Raw genomic sequence first — 24,800 nt, forward strand, 5'->3', positions numbered from 1 at the left:
GGGCTCGCCGGTCTCCGCTCGGGCTCGCCGGTCTCCGTGCTCGGGCTCGCCATGCCGGCGGAATGGCGGTGTCAGTGTCGACCGGACACCGCCATTTCGCCGACACGGTGACGGGCAGGTCACTCCGGTGCGCACCCGTCGTCGTGGTCGGCCGGGCGGAGGCAGCGGCCGGATCCGTCGAGCCGGGCGTCGCACCAGACCCGGGTACGCACGCACTGGCGGTCCTCCTCGGAGAGGGTGGTCTCGCCGAAGTCGATGGCGAGCACATGACCGAGGGACCGGCGCAGGGCCATGGCCAGGGCGGCGGCCCCGTCGACGCTGGTCAGCGTGGTCGGCAGGTGGATGATCCAGTGGGGCTCGGTCACCGGTGCCACCGGCTGTTCGGGGCCACCTGAGTGTGCCGGCAGTCGGTGTGCCGGGACTGCCACTGTCGTAACGCCTGGCGGATGCGCTCGCCCTCGGTGTTCGCGGTGCACAGGTCACGGGTGAGTCGTTCCAGCTCGTCGGCGAGCCGGTCGAGGTAGGCGTACACCTGCTCGGGGTCGAGGCCGCGCCACCGGCGGCGGTCGAAGGTGGCGGCGCGGACGTGCTGCGGGAGCAGGCGCTGCATGGCTCGGTAGATCACGCTGTCTCGCCTTTCCGATTCCGTCGGTTCATCGGCCCGGCGTGGTGGCCGGGCCGCCGGCCAGGTCGAGGGCGTCCTCGCCGCTGCGCCGGGCCTGCCGGATCGCCGGGTGTGTGCAGCCCGCGCTCATCCGGTCCAGCAGCACGGTGGCGGCGGCCATGGCGTACGTCTCCCGCAGCTCGCCGGCCACCTGCTCGACCGCCCAGATCGCGCTCGCGACGGGGATTCCGGAGTCCGTCACCGGTGCAGACCTCCTTGTGCGTCGGGGTGGGGCCGGGGCAGCACGATTGGCGGCCCGGAGAGGGCTCCAGGCCGTCGTGCGCTGCCCCGGCTCTGTTCCGGATCCTGTCTTCCGGAGGGTGAACCGTCCTGGTGCCAACCCGGGCGGCTCGTCCTCACACCATTTCACCTAGTGACATAGGTCAACCAGGCGCTTGAGGTTAGGTCGCATGACGTGATCAGATGAGATCGCCAACCCGGGAGGACCACCCATGCCCGCGATCCCACTGAGCTACACCGACATTGCGGCGGACATCGCCGCCCGCATCAGTGCCGGCGAGTACGAGCCGGGAGCGAAGCTCCCTTCCTATTCGCAGCTCGCCGATCTCTATTCGGTGTCCTTCTCCACGGCTGCGCGGGCGGTGGCGCTGCTCCGTGACCGAGGCGTCGTCGTGGGCGCTCCGGGGCGAGGAGTGTTCGTCCGGGAGACAGACGGCTGATGCCGCTTGGCGCAGCCGATCCCCGCTGGCTGGGGTAAGCCAGATCAGAAGAGGCGGTGGCCACCGTCAGGGCGAGAAGCCGCCCCTATGGACGAAGTGCGGCCTGTGGAGGTGGGACCACCTTGTCGAGCTGCCGTTCAAGGCTGAGCGGATCGTCGAAGAATTCGACGTCGCTGACGGTGCGGAGTTCGGCCACGATCGCTGAGGGCCAGTCCTGCGCCGAGCCGTCCAGCGCGGCGACTCGGCTCTCTCTCGCGATCTTCGACAGGCCGAAGACGTGGTAGCAGTGTTCGGCGGCCTGGTCGGGATCGCGCAGGCTGACGGCCTGCACGTATGCGGCCCTGCCGTCGTTGGCGACCCGCAAGGTGACCGAGCGGCTGCGCCCTGACTCCAGTGGAATCGGAGCGTCTCGCTGGAGTTTGCGGCTGCGGCCGGCCCAGGCGCTGACCCGGTCGGTCACTCGATCGACAAACCTCGTCCCTGCCTGGCGGGGGGCGAGCCAGCGGAGTTGGTCGGCACGCAACGAAGCCTGAGCGACGTCGAGGACCAATTGGCCCAGGTCTTCGTAGGTCCCGAAGGTCGCGATCTCGCCGGGTGCCGCGTTTACGCCGTTGAGGCCGCCACCCGTCACGATCTCGGCGAACGCCTCGGCTGCCCTGCCGGCGAAGAGGTTCACCCCCGCGATCGCCAACAGAGATGCGGCGGTGGCGCGGTCGGTGACTCGATAGCCGGAGCCCATCGGCTCGACAAGCACCCGGACGCCGTCGCCGTCACCGTAGGCCAGGGGCAGGTCGATCAGCAGACCGTCGCCGTACGGGTGAACAACGGTGTTGTCATTGACAGCCCGGAGGACAGCGCCGATGACAGTCGTGGCATCCACGATCATCTCCCTCCTCACGGCTCTCGCCAGATGAAGTCGTCCCCGATCGCGATGAAGCACTCCGCAGCGAACGCTTCCAGGATTGCACGATACGTACCGGGTGCGACCCTGGGTTGTAACGGAACAGCGGGGATGTCGTCCGGTTCGTAGGCTCCCTCGTCACCTCCGCCGGGCTCGCTCCGATGCTTGTGCGTGCCAGGAAAGGGGCGATGTGGGGTGTTGAGGCACAGCCGGCGGGCGGAGAAGCCCAGGCGCCCGTCGCCAGCAAGGTACTGGAGTGCCGGCTCGCTCGGCCTCAGTTCGTTGACCGTCATGCGGAGCCGACACGGAGCCAGCGCCGTGATGGTGGTGTCGACCCGGATGGTGCCCTCCCGGACCACGCGGTTCTTCGTGGTCCAGGTGATGCCGCCCAGGGTCACCGCTTGAGCGAGAGGTGACAGCAGGGCACCGAGATTGGCAGCCGTCATCAAGCGGGACATCTGCCGGCTCACACCCATGCCCCCTCTTGCTCGGCGCGAGCGCTGGCGGGAATCAGGTGGAGCATGGCTCTCATCTGCTCCGTGGCTTCCGCGAACTCTGTCCTGACTCCCTCGGTGCTCGCCACGGAACCCTCCGACGTCGATGCGAGACGCGTTCGCTCTCTGTGTCGGGCCGGACACTATCGGACAGGAGTACGTTTGCGCAGTCCCGCCATTCGTGGCGAGTCGAGAAGCTGACACCGATGGTGCGGGGCCGCGTCGCCGCAGGTTCAGAGTCGGCTGTCCGGCGAAGGGGTGGCCTCGGTCGGTGCGCTGGTCGGTGGGACGCTCGGTGAAGGCTCTCCCTTTCGCTTCCAGGCGCTGACCCCGAGTCGGTTGGTGTTGCCCAGGTCGATCGGGCCGTCGAGGTCGACCGGGACCGCCGGGCGGCCCGCCGCCGGGGCGATCTCCAGGAGTCGGCCGTCGGCCACTGGCACCGTGGGGTTGTCGACCAGGTTGCGCCAGATGAGGGCCGCTCCGGCGCGCTCCCCGGGCCGGAGCACGAGCTGTCGGGGAGGGGCGTCGAAGCCGGCGGTGATCTCGTGTGCGCCCTGGACGATCCGGACCTCGATCGGGTCCCCGTCGGCGTCGCGCAGTCGGGGGACCGGCCAGCCCTTGAGGCGGTACGGCGTGCTGCCGCAGTTGACCAGCTCGATGCCCATCGCCCGCAGTCCCATGGCGGCGCTCACCCCGAGTTCGGTGATCCGTACGCCGCCGGGCGGGCAGTGGTCGGACGGTGGGGCGGCGGTGGTGGGCGAGCTGGTCGGCGCGGTGGTCGCCGGGTAGGTCGGCGCGGGCGCGGCGGACGGCGCGGGGCCGGTTGCGCAGCCGGCGACCAGCGCGGCGGCGGCGATTGTGGACAGATGGCCCGCTCTCGTCCTCGTCACCGTCGGATCCTGGCACGGCCGGGACCTGCCGTGGGGGCGCTTCGCCGCCTTCCGGCGTCCCGTCCGGGGATCTTCCCACCAGCAAAGATTTTATTAACTTCAATGCATCTATGCCTCATCCTGGAATGACCCGTCCCATTCCTTGGAGGTGTCGATGAATCTCGACCGTCTGAACGGTCCCGCCCTGTCCCTGTTCCGCATGGTCGTCGGCCTGCTCTTCCTCTGCCACGGACTGGCGTCGCTCTTCGGCGTCTTCGGCGGCAACCGCGGCAGCGGCGAAGCCGTACCGGTCGGCCAGTGGCCGGGCTGGTGGGCCGCGCTGATCCAGGTCCTGTGCGGCGCGCTGGTGCTGGCCGGGCTCGTCACCCGACCCGCCGCGCTCGTCGCGTCCGGCTCGATGGCGTACGCCTACTTTGTGGTGCACCAGCCCGAAGGGCTGCTGCCGCTGCGTAACGGCGGGGAGCTCGCCGCGCTCTTCTGCTGGTCGTTCGCCCTGGTCGTGGTGCTCGGCCCGGGTCCGTGGGCACTCGACTCGCTGATCCGCCGCAGGCGCGGCGAGGCCGTGGCGCCGCTGTCCGGGCGGAGTTCCGTCCCCGTCTGACCCGACCGCGGCACACGTCGCCGGATGCCGGTCCCCCCCGGGGTCTCCGGCGACGTGCCCCCTCCGTCAGGGCGCGTACGGCTGGTCGGTGTGGCTCACCTCGACGAGCTTCGCGCCGGAGAGCTGGTAGACGGAGGTACGCCGAACGTCCAGCTCGGCGAGGCTCCGGCCGGCCGACCGGGTCAACCAGACGACCGTGGCCTTCCGACCGGCCACGCTGATCCGCTCCGGCGGCGTACGGTCACCGAGGTCCGCCAGCGCCCGGAACACCGGCTCCCCACCGCTGCCGCGCCAGGCCACCAGGGTGAAGAAGGCGCCGCTGCCCCCGCTGTTCAGCGCGACCGCGCCGACCGCGTCGGCCACCCCGTCGCCGTCCAGGTCGCCGACACCGCACGCCCTGTGCAGCGTGACCGTCGTACCGTCGCGTCCCCGCCAGGTCCCGTCGTCCAGGGTGACCGGCTCGGGGCGGCCCCGGTAGCGGACCGTACGACTGCCGACCTGCGCGTCCTCGAGGTCGTCGCAGCTGAGCCGGACGTCCCTGCGCCGGCTCGCGGTCGGGCCGGGCGTCGCGCCCGACAGGGTCGCGTCGACGTCCGGGTCCTTCTTCTTGCCCGGTGCGGCGGCCGGTGCCCGGTCGGTGGAGCGGGAACGTTTCCTGGCGCTGCCACCCGACCCACAGGCGGACGCGGCCAGCAGGCAGACCATCGCGAGCGCCACCACCGGCACCAGCTTCCGACGCATCCTCCGACACTCCTCTCCCGCGCGGAACCCGTACCGTAGTCCCGCCCCGCCAGTGCGTGGTGGCTGCCGGCGGTTCGTCCGTTTCGGTCCCGGCCGGCCGGTCCGGCTGCCACACTCGCGCTGATGAGCAAGCCCAGGACGTCCCGGAGGGAGCCGATCCGGACGGTCGCCGCCGGGACCCGGGTGGCCCGGGTCGAGGTCTTCTTCGACCTGATCTTCGTCTACGGCTTCTTCAACCTCTCCCGGTACGTGGCCGAGGACCTGACCGCCCACGGTCTGGTCAAGGGACTGCTGGTGCTCGCACTGCTCTGGCTCTGCTGGGTGGCGCACATGCTGGCCGCGCAGCGGGTACGGCTGGCGGAGGGGATCGGCCCGCTGGTGACCTTCGCCGCCATGGGGGCGGCGCTGGCGATCGCCCTGACCATCCCGCACGCCTTCGGTGACCGGCCCGGTGGCCTCTCCGGGCCGGTGCTCTTCCCGATCTGCTACTTCACGCTCCGGTGCCTGCACCTCGGCCTGCACTGGTACGCCGTCCGGCAGGTGCCCGTCGAACGACGCCAGCTCAACCGCATCGGCGCGGCGGTGTTCGTCTCCACCGGACTGCTCCTGGTCGCCGCGTTCCTGCCCTGGTTCCCCGGCGACCTCGACACCTTCGGCGTCCGGATCGGGCTGTGGACGCTTGCGGTGCTGGTCGAGTACGGCACCGGCCTGGTGGTCGGACTGTCGGGGTGGCGGCTCGCCGCGCCCGGCCATTTCGCCGAGCGGTTCGAGCTGATCGTCATCATCGCCTTCGGCGAGTTGATCATCTCGATCGGCATCGGCAGCGGGGTGCTCGGTCAGCCGATCACCTGGCCGGCGTTCTTCGCCTCGCTGGTCGGGCTGGTCGTCATCGCGAGCCTCTGGTGGCTCTACTTCGACAGCCTGGCCTTCGCCGCCGAGCTGACGATCCACGCCCTGCCCAACCGGGAGCGGGTCGCCCTGGCCCGCGACGGCTACATCTACCTGCACCTGCCGATCATCGCGGGCCTGATCCTGCTCGCCGCCGGGGGCGAGGAGATGGTGCGGTTCCTCAGCACCGGCGAGGCCCACGTCCTCATGCCGGTGCACGGACTCGGCGGCACGCTGCTCTACGTCGGGGTCGCGCTGTACCTGCTCGCCCTGATCGCGTTCCAGTTCCGTGCCCTCGGCACGGTGGTCTGGACCCGGGTGGCCGGGGTGCTGCTGGTCGCCGGGACCGCACCGCTGGCCGGCCGCCTCCCGGCGGTGGTGGTGCTGGGACTGCTCGCCCTGATCTGCCTGGGGGTGGTCATCGCCGAGATCGTCTTCCTCGCCGAATCCCGGGAGGCGCTGCGCGAGGCGATCCAGGAGGAGCGCGAGGCGCACGAGGCCCGGGAGACCGAGTGGCGGCGCCGTCGGCGGTGACCGGCGCCGCCGACGGCGTCAGGGAGTGTACGGCGCGTCGGTGTGGCCCACCTCGACCAGCGTCGTGCCGGAGAGCCGGTAGACGGAGGTGCGCCGGATGTCCAACTCGGCCATGCTCCGGCCGTCGCTGCGGGTCAGCCAGACGACGGTGGCCCGCTGCCCGGAGACGCTGACCGAGGTCACCGGGGTGCGGTCGCCCAGGTCGAGCAGGGCCTGGTAGGCCGGCTCCCCGCCGGAGTTGCGCCACACCACGACGGTCCAGAACTGTCCGGTGCCGCCGGCCCGCAGCCGTACCGTGCCGACCGCGTCCGCCGCCCCGTCGCCGTCCAGGTCGCCGGTGGCGCAGGGCTTCTGCAGCTCGACGGTCGCCCCGTCCTCGCCGTTCCAGACCCCCGCGGTCAGCGGGATGTGGTCGGGATAGCCGTTGTACGGCGCTGCGGCGCTGCCGAGCTGCGCGTCCGCGAGCTGCGCGCAGGTGAGCGCGGGCCTGGTGGGCGGCTTCGGCCTCGGTGTTGCGGGCTTGGCGGGGGTGCTGCCGCCGGTCGGCGTTGCGCTGGCGGTGTCCGCGCTCGGTGCGATCGCGGCCGGGGTGGACGCGGTGGGTGTCGGCGCCGCAGGCGTGACCGTGGTCGACGCGCTGGCCGCCGTACCGGAGTCACCTCCGCACGCGGTGAGCAGGCAGGCCAGGGTGAGGGCCGCGAAGCTCGGCAGGGTCCGGCGCATGGGCGGAGGTTCCTCTCTCGATGATCGGTGTCCGCACCGTATCGACCCCCCGCCACCGGCCCGGGCGGGCAGTCGCGGCGGGCCGGCGGGATGGCTCACACCGTGGGAACCCGGGTGGGCGAGCGTGGCGGATCCGCCTAGACTCGGCGGCACAACTGCATACCTCATCCAGAGGGGCTGAGGGATACGGCCCGACGACGCCCCGGCAACCACCCGCACGCTCGATGACGAGCCGGCGCGGGCAGGTGCCAATTCCGTCCCCGCCGCAGGGTGCGATGCGGGGAAAGATGAGAGGACTCTCGACATGACGTCGACGCTTCCCGCCGCCCCCGGTATCGACACCACCGCCGGCCCCGCCCGCGCCCTGGTCTGCCGCGCCTGTTCGGCGCGCTACCCGCTCGCCGCCCAGCACGCCTGCTACGAGTGTTTCGGGCCGCTGGAGGTCGACTACGACGCCGCCGCGCTGGCCACCGTCACCCGCGAGCAGATCGAGGCCGGCCCGCAGAACATCTGGCGGTACGCCGCGCTGCTCCCCGCCGGGCAGGACCCGGCCACCCGGGTCACCCTCGACCCGGGGCTGACCCCGCTGGTCGCCGCCCCTGATCTCGCCGCCGAACTGGGCATCACCGCGCCGCTGTGGGTCAAGGACGACAGCGCCAACCCGACGCACTCGTTCAAGGACCGGGTGGTCTCGGTGGCGCTGACCGCCGCCCGGGCGCTCGGCTTCACCCGGTTCGCCTGCGCCTCGACGGGCAACCTGGCCAACTCGGTCGCCGCCCACGCCGCCCGGGCCGGGGTGCCCTCGGTGGTCTTCATCCCCGGTGACCTGGAACAGGGCAAGGTCGTCACCACCGCGGTCTACGGCGGCGACCTGGTCGCCATCGACGGCTCGTACGACGACGTGAACCGGCTCTGCGGCGAGCTGGTGGAGACCGACGAGTTCGAGGACACCGCGTTCGTCAACGTCAACGTCCGCCCGTACTACGCCGAGGGTTCGAAGACCCTCGGGTACGAGGTGGCCGAGCAGCTCGGCTGGCGCATCCCGGCCCAGGTGGTCATCCCGATGGCCAGCGGCGAACTGCTCACCAAGGTCGACAAGGCGTTCTCCGAGCTGGTCGAGATCGGCCTGGTCGAGGCCCCGGCCGGTGGCTGGAAGGTCTTCGGCGCGCAGTCCGCGGGCTGCAACCCGATCGCCACCGCCCTGCACGACGACCGGGACACCATCACCCCGGTCAAGCCGACCGGCATCGCCAAGTCGCTCAACATCGGCGACCCGGCCGCCGGCCTGTACGCGCTGGAGGCGGTGCGCCGTACCGGTGGCTGGATGGAGTACGTGGACGACGAGGAGATCCGTGAGGGGATCCGGCTGCTCGCCCGTACCACCGGGGTCTTCGCCGAGACCGCCGGCGGGGTGACCGTGGCGGTGCTGCGCAAGCTGGTCGAGTCGGGCCGGCTCGACCCGACCGCCGAGACCGTCGTGTTCAACACCGGCGAGGGCCTGAAGACCATCGACGCGGTCGCCGGCCAGGTCGGCCCCACCCACCGCATCAAGCCGTCCCTGCGCGCCGCCCGCGACGCCGGCCTCCTCTCCTGACCCGCGCCGCCGGGCCGGCTGCCGCCGCCCCCATGCGAGTGATCGACTCCATGGCGGCGACAGGGCGCTGTCGGGGCGATCCCGATACCGCCATGTCGCCGCCATGGCCTCCGGCCGGGGGAGAGGGGGCGGTCGGGGGAGGGTGGATCGCCCGGACGGGGGATCGGGTCGATCCGCCGGGTAACTGGCTTTTCGCTGTGAGTGCGGAAAAACCGCCGACAAGGACTTGACGACAGGAACCGGACGGCGCAAGATGCTCGGTGCGGGAGGGCATCCGCCGGAGACTTTTCAAGTTCTTGCGACCCAACGCCGGAGGCGTTGTGCGGACGTCCCTCCCGACCAACGTCCGAAGGGGCCAGCGGAAATTCGCTGGCCCCTTCGCTGTGTGTCGGTCAGGCTCGCCGGCATGGGCATCGACGTCGCACCGCTCGACCTCGCCGACCCGGCCGCCGTCGAGGCCGCTTACCGGATCGGAGCCGCCGCCGAAGCGGCGGGCCCGCCGGACCTCCCGCCGTACTGCCGGCAGCGCTTCGAGGCGATGATCCGGCACCCGATGCCGGGCGTCGACATCCGGCGGGTGATCGCCCGGCTCGACGGGGCACCGGCCGGCTCGCTCCGCCTGGATCTTCCCCAGTTGGACAACACCGACAACGCCGTCGTCGAGCTGGTGGTGGACCCGGCGTACCGGCGGCGGGGCGTGGGCCGGGCGCTGTACGAGCACGGCCTGCGGCTGCTCCGCGAGGCGGGGCGCAAACGGGTGGTCGGCTCGACCGTGTCGGCCCTGCCGGGCGGCCCGCAGCGGGATCCGGCCGGGGACGCCTTCGCCGCCGCGCTCGGCGCGCGTCCCGTGCTCGTCGAGATCCGCCGCCGGCTCGACCTCAGCACGCTCGACCGGGCCGCGCTCGACGCCCTCGCGGCCGACGCCCGGGGTGCGGCCGCCGGCTACCGCACGGTCCGCTGGCGGCAGGGGACCCCCGAGGAGTACGTCGCCGACGTCGCCTACCTGGAGAGCCGGCTGATGACCGACGCGCCCACCGGCGACCTGGAGTGGGAGCAGGAGCAGATCGACGCGGAGCGGATCCGGGGCATGGAGCGGTCGCTGGATGCGCGGGGCACCCGGCGCTACCACGTCGGTGCGGTGCACGAGGCGACCGGGCGGCTGGCCGCCTGGACCCTGGTCAGCCTGGTGGCCAGCAGCACCTGGCACGCCTGGCAGCAGATCACCATCGTCGACCCGGAGCACCGGGGCCACCGGCTCGGCCTGCTCACCAAGATCGAGAACCTCGGCCACGCCCTCGCCCACGAGCCGGAGTTGCGGGCCATCGACACCTACAACGCGGCGGAGAACACCCACATGATCCGGATCAACGAGCAGGTCGGCTTCCGCCCGATCGACGCCTCGACGGAGTGGCAGCTGACGCTCTGAGTTCCCGGCAGGTCCGGCGGTCAGCCCTCCTCGTGGGCGACCTCCAGATTGACGTAGCGGGGAGTCCCCTTCGCCAGCTTCCGCATCCGCTCGGCGTACTCGCCGGTCTCCGGCCGCCCGCTGTGCGCCATCGCCTGCTCGTAGCTGTCGAACTCGGCGACCATGACGAAATGGCCCGGACGCTCCCGGTCCTCCGCCATCACGAACCGGCTGGGCCCGCCGTCCGGCTGCTCCTGCGCCCACTGCTCGCTGAGTTCCCGCACCTTGTCCCGCTGGTCCGACTCGTACTCGATCACCTGGACGAAGGACATCCTGGCCACCTCCTGTCGGGTTGTCTCCTGACACCGTCGGCGCGGATTACCCGGCACCGGTCCGGTCATGCCGGCCGTCGGCGGGGACCGGCGGGCGGGCGGCCCGGCGGGAGTGGCCGACGACGATCCGAGTTGTGACACGCCCCTACTGATCTGGTGGCCGGCTGTTGCATGATGGCGGGCATGACGGAGACCCCGCAGGCCCTGTACGACAGGCACGCCGACACCCTCAACCGGGCGCTGACCGCGATCACGGAGCGGGCGTACTGGTCCGCCTACCCCGAGTCCCCCAGCCCCCGGGTGTACGGCGAGACCGCCGCCGCCGACGGCAAGGTGGCGTTCGAGGCGTACCTCGACGGCGACTTTCCCCTCGACCAGCCCGGCGACGGCGACCGGGTCGCCACCGAGACCAGCCCGTTCGGGCTGGAGCTGAACGTGCGCTACCCGCACGCGGGCGCCGACGAGCTGGTCGCCGCCGCCACCGCCGCCCTGCCGGCCTGGCGCGACGCCGGCCCGCAGGCCCGGGTGGGCGTCTGCCTGGAGATCCTGGCCCGGCTGCACCGGCACATCTTCGAACTGGCCAACGCGGTGCAGTTCACCAGCGGCCAGGCGTTCGTGATGGCCTTCCAGGCCGGCGGCGCGCACGCGCTGGACCGGGCGCTGGAGGCGGTCGCCTACGCGTACGCCGAGATGACCCGGCACCCGGGGACGGCCGGCTGGGAGAAGGCGGCCGGCAAGGGCGACCCGCTGCGGATGACCAAGACGTTCCACGTGGTGCCCCGGGGCGTGGCCCTGGTGATCGGCTGCAACACCTTCCCGACCTGGAACTCGTACCCGGGCCTCTTCGCCTCGCTGGCCACCGGCAACCCGGTGGTGGTCAAGCCGCACCCGCGCGCGGTGCTACCGCTGGCGATCACCGTGAAGTACGCCCGCGAGGTGCTCGCCGAGGCCGGCTTCGACCCGAACCTCGTGCTGCTCGCCCCCGAGGCGCCGGGCGAGAAGCTCGCCTCCACGCTGGCCCTGCACCCGGCCGTCAAGATCGTCGACTTCACCGGCTCCACCGAGTACGGCGACTGGCTGGAGGCGAACGCCCGGCAGGCGGCCGTCTACACCGAGAAGGCCGGCCTCAACGCGGTCGTCGTCGACTCCACCGACGACTTCGCCGGCATGTGCCGCAACCTGGGCTTCACGCTCACGCTCTACAGCGGCCAGATGTGCACCACCTCGCAGAACATCCTCATCCCGGCCGGCGGCATCGGCACCGACCAGGGGCACAAGAGCTTCGACGAGGTGGCCGCCGGCATCGCCGCCGCGGTCGGCAAGCTCACCGCCGACCCGGCCCGGGGCGTCGAGCTGACCGGCGCGATCGTCAACGACGGTGTGCTGGAGCGCCTCGACGAGGTCACCAAGGTCGGCGAGGCGGTGCTGGAGTCGCGCACCGTCGAGCACCCGTCGCTGCCCGGCGCGGTGGTGCGGACGCCGACCATCGTCAAGCTGGCCGCCGGGGACACCGAGGTGTACGGCAGGGAGTGGTTCGGGCCGATCTCGTTCGTCATCGCCACCGACTCGACCGCGCACAGCCTGGAGATCCTCCGCTCGACCGTGGGGGAGAAGGGCGCGCTGACCGCCGCCGTCTACTCGACCGACCAGTCGGTGCTGGACGCCGCCGAGGCCACCGCGATCGACGTCGGGGTGCACCTGTCCTGCAACCTGACCGGCGGAGTGTTCGTGAACCAGTCGGCCGCGTTCTCGGACTTCCACGGCAGCGGCGCCAACCCGGCCGCCAACGCCGCGCTGACCGACGGCGCGTACGTGGCGAACCGGTTCCGGGTCGTGCAGAGCCGTCGGCACGTCTGATCTTCTGGTCACGGTGGGGGTTTCCGGGGCGGGCTGCCCCGGAAGCCCTCTCGGTCAGGCGGGGCGGCGCATCTGGAGTTCGCGCAGGGCGGGGACGGTCGGGTGCGGGACACGCACCCCGGTGTCGGTGAAGCCCAGCCGCCGGTACGCCCGGTAGGCGCGGTCGTTGCCGACCACCACCTCCAGCATCAGCTCCGGGCGCCCGCACCGGCGCGACCAGACGGCCACCCCGTCGATCAGCGCGCCGAGCAGGCCCCGACCCCGCCAGGCGGGGGTGACGTAGACGGCGTACACGACGGTCAGGCCGGGCTCGTCGGGCGACACGGTGCCGCCGGCGTGCCCGACCAGCCGGCCGCCGGGGTCGGCGACGAACTGGGCGGTCTGGCAGCCCTGCGAGACGTGCGCGATCCGGGCGGCGTAGTCGGCGTGCGGGCGGGCGGCGGCCTGCGCGACGGTCTCCAGGAAGGCCAGCGGCGAGTCCGCGAGCATCTCCAACCGCAGCGCCCGCATCCGGGCGGCGTCGGCGGGGCGGACCCGCCGCACGGCTGCCGTCCGGGTGTCCGACGGGGCCGGCGGTGGTGTCATGTCACCTGCATACCCCAGTGACCGTCACCGATGGAGGTGGCGGTGACCCTGGGCCGAAATATGCCCGATTTGTGGTCGTGCGCCGTCGTCACTCCTCGTGTAGCGTGCGATTTCGGTCACCGATTCAGCGGCCGTCGCCGATCGCCGAACGGTGGTCGTCCGGTGCCGGCCCGCCGGCCTCCGGGGTTGTGGAACGCCGCGCAGAGTGAGGAAGTGCACCGTGGCACAGGGCACCGTGAAGTGGTTCAACGCCGAAAAGGGCTACGGCTTCATCGCCGTCGACGGCGGCCAGGACGTCTTCGTCCACTTCTCCGCAATCGAGATGGACGGCTACAAGGCGCTGGACGACGGGCAGCGGGTGGAGTTCGAGATCGCCCAGGGTCAGAAGGGGCCGCAGGCCGAGGGGGTCCGCGTCATCGCCTGAGTCCGCGCCCGGCCCCGCTCGCCGGTCCGTCCCGTCCCGGGGCGGCGGCGCGGGCGGGCGCCAGGGAAGATCATGAGCCGTTCCAGCCGTCGTTGCTGAGGAGGGCCCATGTCCGACCAGTCCCCTCCGGGTTCTCCCGAGCCCGGTTCCGTGGGTTCGTCCGGCCCCGGTGACCGCCCTGAGCCCGCCGACCCGGCCGCCGACTCGCCGGTCCGGCCCGACGGGGCCACCACGGCCTCCGACCCGCCCGGCTTCACCGCGCCGGGAGGTCCGACCGCCCCGGTGCCCGGCCAGCCGGCGTACCCGTGGGATCCGGCCGCCCCGGGTCACGTCTTCCCGCCCACCGGCGGCTTCCCGCCCGGCGCCGGCCCGTACGCCGGCTTCGCCCCGGGCTACCCGCCGTACGGCGGTCACCTCCCGTACGGCTGGCCCGGTCCGGGCGGATGGGACCCGGACGACCCGCTGGTCAACCCGCCCCACGCCGGCGTCAACGGCTGGTTCGCACGCTGCGCCGGAGCGGTGCGTCGCGGCTGGCGGCTGCTGCTGCCGCTGCTGTTCCTCACCCAGGTGCTGCCCGGCCTGGTCGTCTCGCTGGTCTCGCTCGCGCTCGCCCCGGGCGGGGAGGAGCCGCTGCCGGCCGACGGCTCCCTGCCCGACGGCTTCCTGGGCGACCTGGCCGTCTTCGGCTCCGCCGTGTTCCTCGTCAGCCTGCTGTTCAGCCTGGTGCAGTGTGTCGGCTGGGCGGGCGGCACCTGGGTGGTCACCCGCCAGGCCGCCGGTGAGCCGGTCGACCTCGGCGGCGCGTTCCGCTACGGCGTGCGCCGCGCGCTCGGCCTGTGGGGCTGGCAGCTGCTGGTCTCCCTGCTGGTGGTGGTCGGCGTGTGCTTCGTCGTGCTGCCCGGCATCTACCTCGCCTTCGCGCTCGCCCTCGCCGGCCCGGTGTACCTCTTCGAGTGGCAGAACCCGATCGGCCGTTCGTTCCGGTTCTTCCACGACCGGCTCGGGCTGGTCCTGGGCCGGGTCGGCCTGGTGGCGCTGGCGTTGCTCGCCGGCGGGATGATCGGCTTCGTGCTGGAGACCGTCGCGACGGCCCCGTTCGGCGCGGATCCGCTCGGCACCCCGGCCTCGGCGGCGGTGGTGGTGGCGGTGACCGTGGTGTCGTCCGTGCTGACCCTTCCGGTCCAGCTGATCCAGCTCGTCGGGCTGGTCGCCACGTACGCCGAACAGCGGGCCCAGGAGGGCCCGGTGAACGCTGCCCGGCTGGCGGCCGAACTCGGCTGACGGATCGGAGTGTGCTTGCACTCGGCAGGGGAGAGTGCTAAACAAGTCATTGGCACTCGCACACCGTGAGTGCCAATGGTCGGGGCGGTGGGGCCACGGTCGCGGAGACGTTCCACAACGTCGCCGGGGCACATGGCCGGTCGTCGCGGGCTATCCGGCCCGGCCGAAGGACGTCGTCGTCGCCAGGTGGCGACGTCCCAAGGTGCGTACACCAGGCGGCCCATCCGGGGCACACACTCGGGTGGCCCGTGAGTGTCCAGGAGGACAACGCCGTATGGCCAAGATGATCGCGTTCGACGAAGAGGCGCGCCGCGGCCTCGAGCGGGGCATGAACCAGCTCGCCGACGCCGTGAAGGTGACGCTCGGCCCCAAGGGCCGCAACGTCGTGCTCGAGAAGAAGTGGGGTGCCCCCACCATCACCAACGATGGTGTGAGCATCGCCAAGGAGATCGAGCTCGAGGACCCGTACGAGAAGATCGGCGCCGAGCTGGTCAAGGAGGTCGCGAAGAAGACCGACGACGTCGCCGGTGACGGCACGACGACGGCGACCGTCCTGGCCCAGGCCCTGGTTCGCGAGGGCCTGCGCAACGTGGCCGCCGGCGCCAACCCGATGGCCCTGAAGCGGGGCATCGAGGCTGCCGTGGCCAGCGTCTCGGAGGAGCTGCTCAAGCTCGCCAAGGACGTGGAGACCAAGGAGCAGATCGCCTCCACCGCCTCCATCTCGGCCGGCGACACCAGCGTCGGCGAGATCATCGCCGAGGCGATGGACAAGGTCGGCAAGGAAGGCGTCATCACCGTCGAGGAGAGCAACACCTTCGGTCTGGAGCTGGAGCTCACCGAGGGTATGCGCTTCGACAAGGGCTACATCTCCGCGTACTTCATGACCGACCCGGAGCGCATGGAGGCCGTCTTCGACGACCCCTACCTCCTGATCGTCAACAGCAAGATCTCGTCGGTCAAGGACCTGCTCCCGATCCTGGAGAAGGTCATGCAGTCGGGCAAGCCGCTGCTGATCATCGCCGAGGACATCGAGGGCGAGGCCCTGGCCACCCTGGTCGTCAACAAGGTCCGGGGCACCTTCAAGTCGGTCGCCGTCAAGGCGCCGGGCTTCGGTGACCGCCGCAAGGCCATGCTGGCCGACATCGCCATCCTCACCGGTGGCCAGGTCATCAGCGAGGAGGTCGGCCTCAAGCTGGACGCCGTCGGCCTCGACATGCTGGGCCGCGCCCGTAAGGTCGTGGTGACCAAGGACGAGACCACCATCGTCGACGGTGCCGGCGACGCCGAGCAGATCCAGGGCCGGGTCAACCAGATCCGGGCCGAGATCGAGAAGAGCGACTCCGACTACGACCGTGAGAAGCTGCAGGAGCGGCTGGCCAAGCTGGCCGGCGGTGTCGCGGTGATCAAGGTCGGCGCGGCCACCGAGGTCGAGCTCAAGGAGCGCAAGCACCGCATCGAGGACGCCGTCCGCAACGCGAAGGCCGCCGTCGAGGAGGGCATCGTCCCGGGTGGTGGCGTCGCGCTGGTGCAGGCCGGCAAGACCGCCTTCGACAAGCTGGACCTGACCGGCGACGAGGCGACCGGCGCGCAGATTGTCAAGATCGCGCTGGACGCCCCGCTGCGGCAGATCGCCGTCAACGCCGGCCTCGAGGGTGGTGTTGTCGTCGAGCACGTCCGCAACCTCGACCCGGGTCACGGCCTCAACGCCGCCAACGGCGAGTACGTCGACCTGCTGGCCGCGGGCATCATCGACCCGGCCAAGGTGACCCGTTCGGCGCTGCAGAACGCCTCGTCGATCGCGGCGCTCTTCCTCACCACCGAGGCCGTCGTGGCGGACAAGCCGGAGAAGACCCCGGCCGCCCCGGCTGGTCCGGGTGGCGGGGACATGGACTTCTGAGTCCAGTTCCACCAACGCCGAGAAGGGGCGGGCCGCGTCAGCGGTCCGCCCCTTCCGCGTCGGTCAGGGCAGGGGCCGGTGGTTGCGCCGCTTCTGCGCCCGGTCGTACGGCGGGGGGACCGGGACCGGCTCGTCCACCACGGTCACCGGCTCGTCGGCCGCCGGCTCGTCGATGCCGGTCATCTCCGCCATCTGCTCGGCGTCGCCGTAGTCCCGGCGGTCGAACGGCACCGGGGTGGGCGGGTCGCCGACCGGCGTCCAGGCACCGGGCACCGCGTCGTCGGTCTGCTCGTCGTCCGTGGTCATGGCCGCCTCCTCTACCGAAACGGTAGGGGGCGTCGATCACCTGCGCGGGTGAACAGCGCTAAATGATGATCTGTCCGTTATGCCGGACCAGTCTGTGCTCAGAGTGTCCGGCGATACAGGAAGAAGACCCGTTCGATCCGGGCGCCCACGCTGCCCGCGTAGAACGGCACCGGCCCCACCCAGCCGATCTGCGCCGCCGTGATCCCGGCCGCCCGTTGGTCGGCCAGGCAGCGGCGCAGCAGCACCCCGCCGATGCCCGATCCCGCCGCCGCAGGCGCGGTGCCCATCGGCCCGAACCAGCTCGGCCGGGACGACCCCCAGGCCGCGAACCCGATGATCTCCCCGTCCCGCTCCGCCAGGTGGCAGCCCGCGCCGTCGCGCCCGACCGAACCGGTCAGCTCGCCGTCCCACGCGCCACCGAAGGTGGACCGGGCGAACGCGACCAGCGCCGGCAGGTCCGCCGGCTCCGCGCGGCGTACCGAGATCCCCCGGCCGGCGAGCCGGGTCTGTGCCGGCTCCGTGGTGCGCAGCGCCGGCGAGCCGTCGTACGACAGGTCAGCGGTCATGTTCCAGGCGGTACGGTCCTGCCGGTAGCCCGCCGCCAGGGCCAGGCACACCGCCGGGGTGTACCGCACGTCGATCCCTGGCCAGCCGTAGTACGGCGGGTTCCCGGCCAGCAGCGCCTCGGCCGCGCCGAGCCCGGCGAGCCACCGCTCCGCCCCGGCCAGCAGCGACCGCCCGACGCCCCGGCGGCGCTGTCCCGGCGCGACCGCGACCAGGTCCACGTGCCCCAGCCGGCGGTCCGCCGCCGAGAGCGACCCGATCAGCACCCCGACCAACTCGTCACCCGCGTACGCCCCGAGCGCCAGCACCGGCCGTTCGGCGGCTGCCCGGGTCCAGAGGGCGTCCACCAGGGGGGCCGCCTCGGCGGCGTCCTCGGGCAGGTCGAGCGCGCGCCCGCAGAGGGCGACGGCGTCGGGCACCCGGTCGACGGGCAGTTCGGCGAGGCGGAACTCCATGGTCGCCGACCCTAGATCAACCACCACGGGTCGGCGCAAGACCCGCTCAGCCGGCGCGGGCCGCCCGCACCGCCGCGTACGCGTCGACGACGCCGGCACCGGTGCTGTCCCGACCCTCGCACGACTGTCGGGCGGCGTCGGTGCGGGTGCTCTCCCCGGCCGGCTTCGCCGTCTCCCGGAGGATGTCCCTGGTACGCGCCAGGTCGCCGACGAGCGCCGGGTTCGCCGACCACATCAGCGCCACCACGCCCGCCACCTGCGGCGTCGCCATGGACGTGCCGTCGAGGGTGGCGTACCCGCCGCCGGGCATCGCGGAGAGCACGCCCGCGCCCGGGGCGAGCAGGTCCGGCTTGGCCGCGCCGCCCGGGGCGGGACCCCGGCTGGAGAACTCGGTGACCGTCCGGTCCCGGTCCACCGCGCCGACGGTCAGCACGTCCGGGTACGGCGCGGGCGGGTCGACGATCGAGCCGCAGTACGGGCCGGTGTTCCCGGCGGCGGCGACCACCAGGATCCCGGCGGCGGTCAGCGCGGCGGTCGCCGGGCGCAGCACCCCGGCGTCGCAGCCCTCGATCGGTGGGCAGCCCCACGAGTTGGTCAGCACGTCCGGCGCCCGCGCCGGCCGGCCGTCGGCGAACGGGTCGCCGCCGGGCGGGAAGGGGGCCAGCATGAACTGGAGGCAGTCCAGGTAGCGCGCCGGATTGCCGAGGTTACGGTCGAGGTTGACGCAGCCCACCCAGTCCGCCCCCGGGGCCACCCCGATCCCGTCCCGGCCGACGGCACTGCCCACCGTGTGCGTGCCGTGCCCGCCGGAGTCGTTCGGGGCGCGGGTGCCGTTCCACGGGTCGTACCAGGAGTCGTCGCCGCCACGGAATCCGGCGGCGAGCGCCGGGTGGCGGCCGTCCACCCCGGAGTCGGAGCTGCCGACCACCACGCCGGACCCGGTCACCCCCAGCTCGGACCAGACCCGGTCGGCCCCGATCGTCCGGACGTTCCATACCGACGTGCCGGGTGCGGGCCGGTCGCCCCCGGTGGTCGGCGCGGGGGCGGGCACCGGTCGGACCCGCTGGCTGACCAGCACCCGGGCCACCTCGGGCCGGCCGGAGAGCCAGGCCCGCACCGCCGGCCCGCCGTCGGTCTCGATCGCGTTGACCAGGTAGTACGGGGTGGGACGCAGCCGGAGTCGGGCCAACTCCCGCCGCAGGTCGCCCTGGGTCCGCTCGGCGGTGTCGACCAACCGGCGGTACACCTCGGCGGCGCGGGCGTCCCGGCCGGCACGCCCCGGCGGCCCGGCGGGGACACCGGCGAGGTCGGCCTGCTCGCGGAGCACCACCAGCAGCCGTTCGCCGTGCAGGCCGGGCTGCCCCGGGCCGGCCGCGACCACCCCGACCGTGACCAGCAGCGCGGCGGCGGTCACCGCGGCCACCCGCCGGCTCGGCGGCCGGGTGCCGGGCCGGGCCAGCAGCACGCCGTACCCGAGGGCGAGCAGGACCGCGACGGCGAGCCCGCCCCCGGCGGCCACCGTCACCCAGAACGGCACGTCGCGGGTGGTGGCCAGGAGGAGGGTGATCTCCTCCGGGTCGGTGAGGGCCAGCGGGCCGAGCACGCCGAGCCCGACCAGCCAGCCGGCCCCCGCCGCCGCGCCGCCCGGGGCGGCGGCATCCGTGGGCCGGCCGTCCGGGTCGCCGCCCGCCGTGCCGGGCTGGGCCCGGCGGACGGCCGCGGCGTGCAGGGCGGCCAGCGCGAAGGCCGTCGGTGGCAGGACCAGCAGCAGGGGCAGTTGTGCGCCGGAGTGCCCGACCCCGGCGGCGACCGGCAGCAGCACCACCCCGGCGACCAGGCCGCCGACCAGCACCAGCCGTGCCGGTGCGGGTGGCGTGCCGACGGTGAAGCGGGCCCAGAAGGCGCCGCCGAGCAGGCTCCCGGCCAGCGTGCCGAGCGTCGCCGCCGCGAGCCCGGCGAGCAGCGTCTCCAGCAGCCCGCCGAGCGCCCCCACCCAGACCCAGGGCAGCAGCAGGGCCAGCCCGCCGGCCACCCCGAACAGGGTGACCGGACCGGGCGTCCACCGGGTCGGTCCGGGCGGCCGGCGCACGGTGCGGTCGTCGGCTTCCGCGGCGACGGCGCCGTCGCCCGGCCGGTCCGTCGCCGGAGCTCCGCCGACTGCGCGGCGGCCGGCGAGGCGGCGTACCACGAGTGCGGCCAGCGCGGCGGTGGTCGCCAGCGCGGCGAGGTACGCCTCGTGGTGCACCGGCGGCACCGCCCGGAGCAGCCCCAGCGCGCCGAGCGCCAACGTCGCCGCCAGCCACGCCCGGCCGGTCGCCCGGACCGCCGTGGAGCGGGGCAGCAGCGCCAGCGCCAGCGCGGGACCGCCGACCAGCAGGACGGTGGACAGGCTGATCATCGGCCAGAGCGGGACCGCCCGGTCCAGCCCGGAGGCGAGCAGGACCTGGTCGGCCACCCAGCCGGTGAGCTGGCTGAGCACGGTGAACCCGACGGTCCACAGCCCGGCGAGAACCGCCGCCACCACCGGCCACGGACTGTCCGTCCGGACGACGGGTGGGGCGGGACCGACGTTCCGGTGGGGAGGCTCGGCCTGCATGGCAGCCACTCTTCCACGCCCGGCGCACGACTGGCCTCGATGGCGGCCGGAGCCGCCCCGGTCACCACGGAGAGTGACTGTCGGTGCGACGTCATGGCGGTGACCGACCGTGACTGCGCGGGTGTCACCGCGTGCCCGGGGGATCGGGGCCTGCTGCTCGTGGCTCCGGGCGGTTACCGTGGACGGGTGCGTGACCCCAACCTGACCCGATCCGCCGCCGGCCAGCTCTCCCCGGAGCGCCGCGCCACCGACCTGCGCCGGCTCCGGACCGAGCGCTTCGACGTGCTGATCATCGGGGGTGGCGTCACCGGGGCGGGCGCCGCGCTGGACGCCGCCTCCCGAGGGCTCAAGGTGGCCCTGGTGGAGGCGCGCGACTACGCCGCCGGCACGTCCAGCCGGTCCAGCAAGTTGATCCACGGCGGCCTGCGCTACCTGGAGCAGTTGGAGTTCCATCTGGTCCACGAGGCGCTGACCGAGCGCGGCCTGCTCGCCACCCGGCTCGCCCCGCACCTGGTCCGGCCGGTGCCGATCCTGGTGCCGCTGCCCGCCGGTGAGAGTCTGCGCGACCTGCCCGCCCGCGCCTTCCGCCGCGCCTACTACGGCGCCGGCGTGGCCACCTACGACGCCTTCGCCGGGGTCTTCGGCGGCGGCCGGGGCATGCCGCTGCACCGGCACCTGAGCCGCGAGGGGGCCCGGCGGATCTTCCCCAGCCTGCGTGCGGACGCCCTGGCCGGGGCCATCCGCTACTACGACGGGCAGGTCGACGACGCCCGGCTGGTGGTCACCCTGGCCCGCACGGCGGCGAGCCTCGGCGCGACGGTGGTGACCAGCACCCGCGCCGTCGGACTGATCCGGCAGGCCCGCGAGGTCACCGGGGTCCGGGTCCGCGACCTGGAGGCGGCCCCCGGTTCCCCCGACGCCGAGTTCGAGGTGCACGCCCGGGTCGTCATCGGCGCGACCGGCGTATGGAGCGACGACATGTCGCGGATGCTCAACGACGTCGGGCTGCGCCCCGGCATCCGGGTACGCGCCTCCAAGGGCGTGCACCTCGTCGTCCCCCGGTCGGCGATCACCGGCGAGACCGGACTGATCCTGCGTACCGCCAGCAGCGTGCTCTTCGTGATCCCCTGGGGCGGGCACTGGATCATCGGCACCACCGACACGGACTGGCGGCTGGACCGGTCCCATCCGGCCGCGTCCGCCCGCGACATCCAGTACCTGCTCGACCAGGTCAACACGGTGCTCGACCGGCCGCTGACCACGGCGGACATCGAGGGCGTCTACGCCGGCCTGCGCCCGCTGCTGGCCGGTGAGGCGGACTCCACCTCCAAGCTCTCCCGCGAGCACGCGGTCTTCGAGCCGATGCTCGGGCTGCTCCTGGTCGCCGGCGGCAAGTACACGACGTACCGGGTGATGGCCTCGGACGTGGTCGACCGGGCCGCCCGCCGGCTCGGCGGGGTACGGCCGTCCCGCACCGCCGACCTGCCGCTGCTCGGCGCCGACGGGTACGCGGCGATGTGGCGGGACCGGGCGGACCTGGCCCGCCGGCACGGCGTGCCGGTGGGCGTGGTCGAGCACCTGCTGGAGCGCTACGGCACCCTGACCCGGGAGCTGCTGGCCCTGATCGACGCCGACCCTCTGCAGGCGTCCCCGCTGGCCGGCGCGCCGGAGTACCTTGCCGCCGAGGTGACGTACGCGGCCCGTGCGGAGGGGGCGCTGCACCTGGAGGACGTGCTGACCCGGCGTACCCGGATCTCCTTCGAGACCACGCACCGGGGTCTGGAGTCTGCCGGGCACACGGCGGAGCTGATGGGTGCGGTGCTCGGCTGGGACGCGGCCACCCGGGAGCGGGAGGTCGCGCACTACCGGGCGCGGGTCGAGGCGGAGCGGGAGTCCCAGCTCATGCCGGACGACGCCACCGCGGACGCGGCCCGGCTCGGTGCGCCCGACGTGCGGGGCTTCGCCGCGGACCGGGGTGTCGACGGCGACAGCGTCGAACTCCCGACCTCCTCCCGCTGACCGGTCGACCCCGTGGACGTTGCACCCGTCGGCGCCCGTCCGGTCAGCCGGTACCGGTTCTTACCTACGGTGGGGTAGGTTGCGGCGCGTGGTTCCCCCTCAGTGGTCACGCGTGCTCATGGTCTCCGCCGGTGCCGTCCTGACGGTCACCCTCACCGCCTGCTCGGTGTTCGGCCAGGACGGCGGCGAGTCCACACGGGAACCGAAGGGGACAGCGGTGACGGCGTCCCCGGCCGTGGCTCGGGTCAGCCTGGTGCAGAAACTCGGTCAGGACGGTCCGCTCCGTTCGCTCAACGTGGAGCCCGACGGCCGCTGGGAGTGCGACGACTGCGCCGGTGACGGGGTGACCTCCACCGGGTCGCTCGACCCGGAGCGGCTCAAGCGGCTGCACGGGCTGCTCGCCGACCCGCGGCTGGCCCAGGAGACCGACGAGGTCCGCAAGTACAAGGCCACCTGCATCGACTCTCTGACGTCGAGCCTGCTCACCTCGGTCGGCCTGATCACCTCACAGGACTGCCCCGGTGAGGAGCGCCCGCCGGTGGCCCACGAGATCCTGCTGTTGCTCACCCAGGCCACCCCGGCCGAACCGACCGCCTGAGTGGCGACCGCTGGCCGGCGATGACCGGAAGGCGGCCGGGAATGCGCCGCGCTTCCCGGCCGCCTTCCGGCGCAGGTGCCGTCGCACTCAGTCGGTGAGGTGGCTGCGCCAGCCGCTGAAGACGCGGGCGAGGACGGGTCGGAACAAGGGTCGGAACACCACGGCGAACAGCCCTCCACGCAGGGTGGCGTCCGCCCGGTAGGCGAAGCGCATGGTGACCCGGCTGCCGGCGGGGTCGGGGTCGACCTGCCACAGCCCGCGCATGGTGGCGAGGGGGTAGGGGTAGTCGCTGGTGTCGACCTCGACGGCGTAGCGGCGGCCGTCGTCCCACAGGGTGCAGGTCTCCTCCCAGCCGTTTCCGGAGGTGTCGGTGCAGCGGCGGCGCAGCGGCTGGTCGGGCTCGCTGATCACCTGCGCCGTGGACAGGTTGGGGGCCAGCCGCCCGTAGAGGTCGTGGTCGGTCAGCAGCGGCCACACCCGCTGCGGCGGGGCGGGTAGCACGCGGCTGGCCTGGACGATCTCCAGGTCGCCCAGCGGGTCGTCGTGGCGGATCGCGACCAGGCCAAGCGTCTGCCAGCCGGCGAGCGTGGCCACGATCGCGGCGACGGCTGCGACCACCGCCGCGCCGGGCGCGGGCAGGTCCGCCGTGATCAGCAGGATCAGGCTGGCGACGACCCAGGTGGCGTCCGCCGCGATCACCCATCCGGCCTGCCGGCGCAGCGCGGTCGCCGGGAGCACCGCGATCCGGGCCACCGCCGCGGCGAACGGCAGCAGGCCGGCGCCGACGAGGGGGGTCAGCCACGCCGGCCCCAGACCCCAGGGCGTGGCGGCGACGCCGCCGGTCAGCAGTACCAGCCCGCTCGCCGACGAGAACACCACGTTGGATCGCAGCGCCGCGCGCAGCCGCCGTGCGGACGGCACTGCACCGATGGCATGCACCGGGTCGGACAACACCTGCGTCATCTCGTTCTCCATCTCACGTCGAGGGGTCCGAACCTAGAACCTCCACTTGTTTTTTGCAAGCAAGAGCTTGTGATTACCATGTACCCGTGGCGAGGAAGACGTACGACATGTACTGCGCGGTCGCCCGCGCCCTGGAGGTCCTGGGTGAACGGTGGACCCTGCTGGTGGTCCGCGAACTGTTGACCGGCCCGAAGCGCTACGCCGACCTGTACGCCGGGCTGCCCGGCATCGCGACCAACATGCTGGCCGAACGTTTGCGTAGCCTGCACAACGCCGGCGTCGTCACGCAGCGCACGCTGCCGCCACCTGCGGCCTCGACCGTCTACGAGCTCACCGAGCGGGGCCGCGCCCTCCGGCCGGTCCTGCTCGCCCTCGGCGCCTGGGGGCTGCCGCTGCTCGGCGCCCCCCGTGACGGCGAACAGTTCCGGCTGGCCTGGCTGATGATCGCCCTGGACGGCGGCTACGACCCCGCGGGCGCCGCGCAGCCGGTCACGCTCGCGTTGCACGTCGGAGACGAGGTGTTGACGGTCCGGGCCCACGGCGCCGAGCACACCGTCAGCGAGGGCTGCCCGAGCCGCCCGGACCTGGTCCTGCGGGCCGACCCGGACACCTTCCTGGCCTGGGCCACCGGCCAGCTCACCGACGAGCAGGCCCTATCCGCCGGCATGACGGTCACCCACGGCGTTCACGGACTGCGACGCGTGCGCCGGATGTACCCGTCGAGAGCATCCGCCTCGGGCCCCGACGCCGAATAGGGGCGTGTGCCCCGCTACGGTCCCCGGCGAGCCGACGCATCGTCGGAACTCCC

At 73.0% G+C, this 24,800-nt stretch carries 25 protein-coding genes, 1 pseudogene and 1 riboswitch; of the genes and pseudogenes, 12 read left to right on the plus strand and 14 right to left on the minus strand.

Annotation, left to right across the window (positions count from 1 at the left end):
* Positions 1–119 precede the first annotated feature (119 nt).
* The 3 genes and pseudogenes from GA0070560_RS19780 to GA0070560_RS19790 form a co-directional block, all read right to left on the minus strand.
* Entirely contained in the window at positions 120–374 is a 255-nt protein-coding gene (locus tag GA0070560_RS19780) for a hypothetical protein (RefSeq protein ID WP_170839492.1), read from the minus strand.
* Entirely contained in the window at positions 362–610 is a 249-nt protein-coding gene (locus tag GA0070560_RS19785) for a DivIVA domain-containing protein (RefSeq protein WP_091300124.1), read from the minus strand. Before GA0070560_RS19785 ends, GA0070560_RS19780 begins: the two co-directional genes overlap by 13 nt.
* 73 nt (positions 611–683) lie before the next feature.
* Positions 684–866, minus strand: a pseudogene (locus GA0070560_RS19790) (hypothetical protein); the annotation flags it as partial.
* Positions 867–1,116: 250 nt separating this feature from the next.
* Here GA0070560_RS19790 and GA0070560_RS19795 point away from each other — a divergent pair.
* Positions 1,117–1,344: a winged helix-turn-helix domain-containing protein gene (locus GA0070560_RS19795; RefSeq protein ID WP_091299893.1), complete on the plus strand. Its 228-nt coding sequence runs from the start codon at positions 1,117–1,119 to the stop codon at positions 1,342–1,344.
* An 85-nt stretch (positions 1,345–1,429) separates the two neighbouring features.
* Here GA0070560_RS19795 and GA0070560_RS19800 read toward each other — a convergent pair whose 3' ends face one another.
* The 3 genes from GA0070560_RS19800 to GA0070560_RS19810 all read right to left on the minus strand — a co-directional run bounded on the left by GA0070560_RS19800 (position 1,430) and on the right by GA0070560_RS19810 (position 3,629).
* Positions 1,430–2,230, minus strand: a complete 801-nt coding sequence (locus GA0070560_RS19800; RefSeq protein ID WP_139131545.1) for an FHA domain-containing protein — start codon at positions 2,228–2,230, stop codon at positions 1,430–1,432.
* An 8-nt stretch (positions 2,231–2,238) separates the two neighbouring features.
* Positions 2,239–2,715, minus strand: a complete 477-nt coding sequence (locus tag GA0070560_RS19805) for a hypothetical protein (RefSeq protein WP_091299898.1) — start codon at positions 2,713–2,715, stop codon at positions 2,239–2,241.
* A gap of 257 nt (positions 2,716–2,972) precedes the next feature.
* Entirely contained in the window at positions 2,973–3,629 is a 657-nt protein-coding gene (locus tag GA0070560_RS19810; RefSeq protein WP_245675604.1) for a DUF4232 domain-containing protein, read from the minus strand.
* 154 nt (positions 3,630–3,783) lie between these two features.
* Between GA0070560_RS19810 and GA0070560_RS19815 the strand changes: the two genes are divergently transcribed.
* Positions 3,784–4,230, plus strand: a complete 447-nt coding sequence (locus GA0070560_RS19815; protein WP_091300135.1) for a DoxX family protein — start codon at positions 3,784–3,786, stop codon at positions 4,228–4,230.
* A 66-nt stretch (positions 4,231–4,296) separates the two neighbouring features.
* Here GA0070560_RS19815 and GA0070560_RS19820 read toward each other — a convergent pair whose 3' ends face one another.
* Complete coding sequence (locus GA0070560_RS19820) at positions 4,297–4,971, minus strand: hypothetical protein (protein WP_091299900.1); 675 nt, start codon at positions 4,969–4,971, stop codon at positions 4,297–4,299.
* 123 nt (positions 4,972–5,094) lie between these two features.
* Here GA0070560_RS19820 and GA0070560_RS19825 point away from each other — a divergent pair, with 123 nt between their 5' ends.
* A complete protein-coding gene (locus GA0070560_RS19825) occupies positions 5,095–6,393 on the plus strand; it encodes a low temperature requirement protein A (protein ID WP_091299904.1) in 1,299 nt (432 codons plus the stop codon).
* An 18-nt stretch (positions 6,394–6,411) separates the two neighbouring features.
* Here the strand turns inward: GA0070560_RS19825 and GA0070560_RS19830 are convergent, their stop codons facing one another.
* Positions 6,412–7,116, minus strand: a complete 705-nt coding sequence (locus GA0070560_RS19830; RefSeq protein ID WP_091299906.1) for a hypothetical protein — start codon at positions 7,114–7,116, stop codon at positions 6,412–6,414.
* 161 nt (positions 7,117–7,277) lie between these two features.
* Positions 7,278–7,410: riboswitch (SAM riboswitch) on the plus strand.
* Positions 7,411–7,420: 10 nt separating this feature from the next.
* Here GA0070560_RS19830 and thrC point away from each other — a divergent pair.
* A complete protein-coding gene (gene thrC / locus GA0070560_RS19835; RefSeq protein ID WP_091299909.1) occupies positions 7,421–8,710 on the plus strand; it encodes a threonine synthase in 1,290 nt (429 codons plus the stop codon).
* 406 nt (positions 8,711–9,116) lie between these two features.
* Positions 9,117–10,136 carry a GNAT family N-acetyltransferase gene (locus GA0070560_RS19840; RefSeq protein WP_091300138.1) on the plus strand — a complete coding sequence of 340 codons (1,020 nt, stop codon included), beginning with the start codon at positions 9,117–9,119 and terminating at the stop codon, positions 10,134–10,136.
* A 20-nt stretch (positions 10,137–10,156) separates the two neighbouring features.
* Here GA0070560_RS19840 and GA0070560_RS19845 read toward each other — a convergent pair whose 3' ends face one another.
* Complete coding sequence (locus GA0070560_RS19845) at positions 10,157–10,447, minus strand: hypothetical protein (protein WP_091299912.1); 291 nt, start codon at positions 10,445–10,447, stop codon at positions 10,157–10,159.
* 183 nt (positions 10,448–10,630) lie between these two features.
* On the opposite strand from GA0070560_RS19845, the gene paaN reads away from it, so the two are divergent.
* Complete coding sequence (gene paaN, locus GA0070560_RS19850; RefSeq protein ID WP_170839493.1) at positions 10,631–12,304, plus strand: phenylacetic acid degradation protein PaaN; 1,674 nt, start codon at positions 10,631–10,633, stop codon at positions 12,302–12,304.
* Positions 12,305–12,358: 54 nt separating this feature from the next.
* On the opposite strand, the gene GA0070560_RS19855 is transcribed toward paaN, so the two are convergent.
* Positions 12,359–12,889: a GNAT family N-acetyltransferase gene (locus GA0070560_RS19855; protein ID WP_091299918.1), complete on the minus strand. Its 531-nt coding sequence runs from the start codon at positions 12,887–12,889 to the stop codon at positions 12,359–12,361.
* Between the two features lie 220 nt (positions 12,890–13,109).
* Between GA0070560_RS19855 and GA0070560_RS19860 the strand changes: the two genes are divergently transcribed.
* The 3 genes from GA0070560_RS19860 (at position 13,110) to groL (ending at position 16,491) form a co-directional block, all read left to right on the plus strand.
* Positions 13,110–13,313: a cold-shock protein gene (locus GA0070560_RS19860; protein WP_091299921.1), complete on the plus strand. Its 204-nt coding sequence runs from the start codon at positions 13,110–13,112 to the stop codon at positions 13,311–13,313.
* Between the two features lie 108 nt (positions 13,314–13,421).
* The gene (locus GA0070560_RS19865) at positions 13,422–14,594 is read left to right on the plus strand and encodes a hypothetical protein (RefSeq protein ID WP_091299924.1); all 1,173 of its coding nucleotides are present in this window, start codon (positions 13,422–13,424) and stop codon (positions 14,592–14,594) included.
* 274 nt (positions 14,595–14,868) lie between these two features.
* Positions 14,869–16,491, plus strand: coding sequence for a chaperonin GroEL (gene groL, locus GA0070560_RS19870; protein ID WP_091299926.1), 1,623 nt, complete (start codon positions 14,869–14,871; stop codon positions 16,489–16,491).
* A 63-nt stretch (positions 16,492–16,554) separates the two neighbouring features.
* On the opposite strand, the gene GA0070560_RS19875 is transcribed toward groL, so the two are convergent.
* From GA0070560_RS19875 to GA0070560_RS19885, 3 genes are all read right to left on the minus strand, one after another.
* The gene (locus GA0070560_RS19875; protein ID WP_245675605.1) at positions 16,555–16,797 is read right to left on the minus strand and encodes a hypothetical protein; all 243 of its coding nucleotides are present in this window, start codon (positions 16,795–16,797) and stop codon (positions 16,555–16,557) included.
* A gap of 98 nt (positions 16,798–16,895) precedes the next feature.
* Complete coding sequence (locus tag GA0070560_RS19880; protein ID WP_091299930.1) at positions 16,896–17,816, minus strand: GNAT family N-acetyltransferase; 921 nt, start codon at positions 17,814–17,816, stop codon at positions 16,896–16,898.
* Positions 17,817–17,862: 46 nt separating this feature from the next.
* Positions 17,863–20,340 (minus strand): S8 family serine peptidase, encoded by a 2,478-nt coding sequence (locus GA0070560_RS19885; RefSeq protein WP_425412680.1) that lies wholly within the window; start codon positions 20,338–20,340, stop codon positions 17,863–17,865.
* A gap of 258 nt (positions 20,341–20,598) precedes the next feature.
* Between GA0070560_RS19885 and GA0070560_RS19890 the strand changes: the two genes are divergently transcribed.
* Both GA0070560_RS19890 and GA0070560_RS19895 read left to right on the plus strand, forming a co-directional pair.
* Positions 20,599–22,431 (plus strand): glycerol-3-phosphate dehydrogenase/oxidase, encoded by a 1,833-nt coding sequence (locus GA0070560_RS19890; protein WP_425412681.1) that lies wholly within the window; start codon positions 20,599–20,601, stop codon positions 22,429–22,431.
* Positions 22,432–22,519: 88 nt separating this feature from the next.
* Complete coding sequence (locus tag GA0070560_RS19895; RefSeq protein ID WP_091299936.1) at positions 22,520–23,029, plus strand: hypothetical protein; 510 nt, start codon at positions 22,520–22,522, stop codon at positions 23,027–23,029.
* Positions 23,030–23,116: 87 nt separating this feature from the next.
* Here the strand turns inward: GA0070560_RS19895 and GA0070560_RS19900 are convergent, their stop codons facing one another.
* Complete coding sequence (locus GA0070560_RS19900) at positions 23,117–23,992, minus strand: type II toxin-antitoxin system RatA family toxin (protein WP_170839494.1); 876 nt, start codon at positions 23,990–23,992, stop codon at positions 23,117–23,119.
* An 86-nt stretch (positions 23,993–24,078) separates the two neighbouring features.
* On the opposite strand from GA0070560_RS19900, the gene GA0070560_RS19905 reads away from it, so the two are divergent.
* Positions 24,079–24,747: a winged helix-turn-helix transcriptional regulator gene (locus tag GA0070560_RS19905; protein WP_245675606.1), complete on the plus strand. Its 669-nt coding sequence runs from the start codon at positions 24,079–24,081 to the stop codon at positions 24,745–24,747.
* Positions 24,748–24,800: the final 53 nt, after the last annotated feature.

The sequence above is a fragment of the Micromonospora halophytica genome (assembly GCF_900090245.1).
Lineage (GTDB): Bacteria > Actinomycetota > Actinomycetes > Mycobacteriales > Micromonosporaceae > Micromonospora > Micromonospora halophytica.

Excerpts from the sequence above, each read along its gene's own strand:
- GA0070560_RS19785 (WP_091300124.1), bottom strand. The coding sequence starts at position 610 with ATGCAGCGCCTGCTCCCGCAGCACGTCCGCGCCGCCACCTTCGACCGC.
- GA0070560_RS19795 (WP_091299893.1), top strand. The coding sequence starts at position 1,117 with ATGCCCGCGATCCCACTGAGCTACACCGACATTGCGGCGGACATCGCC.
- GA0070560_RS19800 (WP_139131545.1), bottom strand. The coding sequence starts at position 2,230 with ATGATCGTGGATGCCACGACTGTCATCGGCGCTGTCCTCCGGGCTGTC.
- GA0070560_RS19815 (WP_091300135.1), top strand. The coding sequence starts at position 3,784 with ATGAATCTCGACCGTCTGAACGGTCCCGCCCTGTCCCTGTTCCGCATG.
- GA0070560_RS19820 (WP_091299900.1), bottom strand. The coding sequence starts at position 4,971 with ATGCGTCGGAAGCTGGTGCCGGTGGTGGCGCTCGCGATGGTCTGCCTG.
- GA0070560_RS19825 (WP_091299904.1), top strand. The coding sequence starts at position 5,095 with ATGAGCAAGCCCAGGACGTCCCGGAGGGAGCCGATCCGGACGGTCGCC.
- GA0070560_RS19830 (WP_091299906.1), bottom strand. The coding sequence starts at position 7,116 with ATGCGCCGGACCCTGCCGAGCTTCGCGGCCCTCACCCTGGCCTGCCTG.
- thrC (WP_091299909.1), top strand. The coding sequence starts at position 7,421 with ATGACGTCGACGCTTCCCGCCGCCCCCGGTATCGACACCACCGCCGGC.
- GA0070560_RS19840 (WP_091300138.1), top strand. The coding sequence starts at position 9,117 with ATGGGCATCGACGTCGCACCGCTCGACCTCGCCGACCCGGCCGCCGTC.
- GA0070560_RS19845 (WP_091299912.1), bottom strand. The coding sequence starts at position 10,447 with ATGTCCTTCGTCCAGGTGATCGAGTACGAGTCGGACCAGCGGGACAAG.
- paaN (WP_170839493.1), top strand. The coding sequence starts at position 10,631 with ATGACGGAGACCCCGCAGGCCCTGTACGACAGGCACGCCGACACCCTC.
- GA0070560_RS19855 (WP_091299918.1), bottom strand. The coding sequence starts at position 12,889 with ATGACACCACCGCCGGCCCCGTCGGACACCCGGACGGCAGCCGTGCGG.
- GA0070560_RS19865 (WP_091299924.1), top strand. The coding sequence starts at position 13,422 with ATGTCCGACCAGTCCCCTCCGGGTTCTCCCGAGCCCGGTTCCGTGGGT.
- groL (WP_091299926.1), top strand. The coding sequence starts at position 14,869 with ATGGCCAAGATGATCGCGTTCGACGAAGAGGCGCGCCGCGGCCTCGAG.
- GA0070560_RS19875 (WP_245675605.1), bottom strand. The coding sequence starts at position 16,797 with ATGACCACGGACGACGAGCAGACCGACGACGCGGTGCCCGGTGCCTGG.
- GA0070560_RS19880 (WP_091299930.1), bottom strand. The coding sequence starts at position 17,816 with ATGGAGTTCCGCCTCGCCGAACTGCCCGTCGACCGGGTGCCCGACGCC.
- GA0070560_RS19900 (WP_170839494.1), bottom strand. The coding sequence starts at position 23,992 with ATGACGCAGGTGTTGTCCGACCCGGTGCATGCCATCGGTGCAGTGCCG.